The organism is Pseudoalteromonas luteoviolacea NCIMB 1942, from assembly GCF_001625595.1.
Classification (GTDB): domain Bacteria; phylum Pseudomonadota; class Gammaproteobacteria; order Enterobacterales; family Alteromonadaceae; genus Pseudoalteromonas; species Pseudoalteromonas luteoviolacea_A.
The window spans coordinates 1-2,534 of record NZ_AUXT01000038.1; the positions used below are offsets into that span (position 1 = coordinate 1).

General features: G+C 38.8%; 5 protein-coding genes and 1 tRNA gene. 1 reads left to right on the forward strand and 5 read right to left on the reverse strand.

What is annotated here, in order from left to right:
- Positions 1–148 precede the first annotated feature (148 nt).
- Genes N482_RS03390 through N482_RS03410 form a run of 5 tightly spaced genes read right to left on the reverse strand, consistent with a single transcriptional unit; the run spans position 149 to position 2,182 of the window.
- Positions 149–478, reverse strand: a complete 330-nt coding sequence (locus tag N482_RS03390) for a TusE/DsrC/DsvC family sulfur relay protein (RefSeq protein WP_063375746.1) — start codon at positions 476–478, stop codon at positions 149–151.
- 3 nt (positions 479–481) lie between these two features.
- Entirely contained in the window at positions 482–754 is a 273-nt protein-coding gene (locus tag N482_RS03395; protein WP_063375747.1) for a DsrH/TusB family sulfur metabolism protein, read from the reverse strand.
- Positions 751–1,110: a sulfurtransferase complex subunit TusC gene (tusC, locus tag N482_RS03400; RefSeq protein ID WP_063375748.1), complete on the reverse strand. Its 360-nt coding sequence runs from the start codon at positions 1,108–1,110 to the stop codon at positions 751–753. Before tusC ends, N482_RS03395 begins: the two co-directional genes overlap by 4 nt.
- Positions 1,107–1,460, reverse strand: a complete 354-nt coding sequence (gene tusD / locus N482_RS03405) for a sulfurtransferase complex subunit TusD (protein ID WP_063375749.1) — start codon at positions 1,458–1,460, stop codon at positions 1,107–1,109. Before tusD ends, tusC begins: the two co-directional genes overlap by 4 nt.
- A gap of 53 nt (positions 1,461–1,513) precedes the next feature.
- On the reverse strand, positions 1,514–2,182 hold the full coding sequence (locus N482_RS03410; RefSeq protein ID WP_063375750.1) for a Bax inhibitor-1/YccA family protein: 669 nt from the start codon (positions 2,180–2,182) through the stop codon (positions 1,514–1,516).
- A 261-nt stretch (positions 2,183–2,443) separates the two neighbouring features.
- Here N482_RS03410 and N482_RS03415 point away from each other — a divergent pair.
- A tRNA-Ser gene (locus N482_RS03415) sits at positions 2,444–2,534 on the forward strand.

Here is a 2,534-nt window from a genome sequence, read left to right on the forward strand (position 1 = left end):
TGCACTTTGCTATACGCTTACTACTGATCCAACACTCACTGTGGCGGAATCTATATTGGCGAGAGGACTTGAAGTTCCGGATGTACCATTCACTTGGCCTGTTGACGAGTAATAAAAAGAAGGCATTAGCCTTCTTTTTTAAGTGCGGTTATATGCATTTTGCAGGCTTTGGCAACCCAGCTATCTTAGTAGCTTGTTTAGCGGGTCCTTTTGGAAAGAGCTTGTATAAATATATACTCTTACCTTTATCTTCCCCCAGCTTTTTAGCGATTGCTTTAACAAGCATTCTAATCGCTGGGCTTGTTCCGTATTCCTCATAGAAACCGCGCACAAAATTTATTACTTCCCAATGGGCGTCCGTCAAAGTGATGCTTTCATTTGCTGCAATAATAGGGGCCAGATCTTCACTCCAATCAAGATGATTTAGCAGGTATCCCTCTTTATCAGTTTCTATTGTTTTGTTGTCTATTACTAACATAATTTACCAAGTAATTGATTTATCGCTAGCTACGAGCAGGTCAACCCAACTTAAGTCATCTATAAGTGTCACTAGGTTGGCAGGGGAAATGCCCCTCGCAATAGAGCATGTCTCTAGCATATATAGGTTTTTATTAAATGTGGCAGCAAAACGCGCTTGATCGTAACATGCGTCTTGTTGCAAAAGAATTTTGTCACGTTCGCCAATTAAAGCTAAGTTGAAATTATTAGAATAATAACGTAATGGCTTTGAAAAAATATGTACTGTTATACTCATAGCGTTACCACGTGATCATGTTCGTTTATCAAGGACTTCTGTAGTTCAAATGACAATATCCTTGCATCGACACTCAATTGTTCAGTGGAAAGTTCGTACTCTAACAATGCATGCTCACAAACAAATAGGTTATCGACATCATATATTTCTAATGTTTTAAGCTGCTTAAAGAAATCTTTTATACCTAACGAGCTAGGAGTCGTGCCCTTTGTAAGAGCCAGTACGGAAGCGCCAGTAAACAGCCAGCTCACCTCTTGATCTATGGCTGCAAAAATGAGCGCCATGTCTAAGCTTTCTCGAATACGTTGACCGTCAAAGGGGGCTGCATCACTAATAACAAGAATTTTCTTATTCATCTAAATTGCACCCACTTGTCTACTTTACAAACTTCCATAGCAAACTCGGCGAGCCCTGCGACTGTAAATACGCCAGTGTCTTGTGTGTTTATTCCTCGCTTCTCAGCGGCGGTTACACATAGCTTCAATGCTATCCCTTGGCTTGATAATTGTTCCCAAATAGAACTGACTTGCAATTCATCACTAGACAGTTGAATATGCTGATTAGCATGTAATACGGCATCTTGATACAGAAATATACACTTAATGGTATGATTTTGTTTTAGTGCGGCTTGCACAAATCGGTTCATACATTGTAAAGAGTCGTGCGCGTCAGGACCACAATGCAATGAAATTATAAGTTGGCTCAAGAGAAATCCAAAAAAAAGCCCCAGATGGGGCTTATTTTATCAGAATGATTTAATTAGTCATCATTAGACATGCCAAGCAACATTAGCAATGACGTGAACAAGTTATAAATTGCTACGTAAAGACCAACAGTTGCAAGTATATAGTTCGTTTCGCCACCATTTACGATTCTGCTTGTCTCAAACAAAATCATGCCAGACATAAGTAAAACAAATACGGCATTGATAGCAATAAATACCATTGGGCTACCGATGAAAATGTTGACGATAGAAATACCAAAAGTCACTAAAATACCGATAGTTAAAAAACCACCCATGAAAGAGAAATCTTTTTTAGTTGTAAGCGCATATGCTGATAGACCAAAGAAGATTAGAGCAGTTGAGCCTAAAGCTTGTGCTATCAAAAGGCCGCCATTAGGTAAGCTTAGGTAAGCATTAAGTAGTGGACCTAAGCCAAAACCCAAAATACCTGTAAATAAGAAAACTAAACCAATAGCTGATGATGAATTAGCTTTTTTGTGAATTACAAAAATTAGACCCATTGCAACCAATGAACAAATCATGCCTGTAAAACGAGGCAGCGCCATTGTCATTGAGATTGCAGCAGTGATGGCACTAAATGCCAAAGTCATCGCCAAAAGAAAGTAAGTACTTTTTAGCACTTTGTTAGTTTCAGTCGTTGACATTACTGCTTTTTCAGTAGTGTACGAATGATTGAACGCCATATTATAGCTCCTTAATAGAAACACGATGTTCCGAAAATTAATCTTACCAAAGATTACCAAGAGTTAATTAGTTGAGCAAACCTTTCTCGAATAGTAGACCATAAAACACGATAAATAGTTCTCTTATAACAGGCGATTCGCAAAAATTCCGGCATTTTGAAGGAAATACCATCAAAAGTGCTGAAAATTAGTCAAACAGCAAAAAAAGCAAAAAAAAAGCTTCACATTCATGATCGCTTTCCCTATTATTCGCACCGCTGCGGAGAGATGGCTGAGTGGTTGAAAGCACCGGTCTTGAAAACCGGCATACGTTAATAGCGTATCTAGGGTTCAAATCCCTATCTCTCCGCCA